Source organism: Streptomyces sp. P9(2023) (assembly GCF_032436795.1).
Taxonomy (GTDB): Bacteria; Actinomycetota; Actinomycetes; order Streptomycetales; family Streptomycetaceae; genus Streptomyces.
Genome location: NZ_JAUPWM010000196.1, coordinates 1 through 391 on the forward strand (window position 1 = coordinate 1; position 391 = coordinate 391).

A 391-nucleotide genomic window follows, 5' to 3' on the forward strand; every position below is an offset into this window, starting at 1 on the left:
CACATAGGCAAGCCTTGAGCCATGGTAGAAGGCTTGCTTCCAGTAGTGTAGCTCAGTTGGTTAGAGCACTCGCTTGATAAGCGAAAGGTCGGTGGTTCAAACCCACCCACTACTACCATTACCTATCTAATTATGTGAGTAATCTTTGACGAAGGATTGTTCTCATAATCAGATCGGTGCAGCCAAACATCGTAGGGGAACCGTACCGTTTCCGAACCGCTCAAATATGGTTCCCCGATCCCTATCTTGCTGATCTTTTCCAGTGGCGCATCACGCGACAAACATCCACCCGACTGGATCAGCAGATCAGGGGAGAGAATGGAATGCCTCTCCCGTTCTCTCCCCCAACAGTTACTGAGGTATATTATGTCGATAAGTAGTATGGTATTAA

General features: G+C 47.6%; 1 tRNA gene. It reads left to right on the forward strand.

Annotated elements, in window-relative coordinates:
* Nucleotides 1-41: 41 nt before the first annotated feature.
* Nucleotides 42-118: transfer RNA gene (locus Q5762_RS37315), tRNA-Ile, on the forward strand.
* Nucleotides 119-391: the final 273 nt, after the last annotated feature.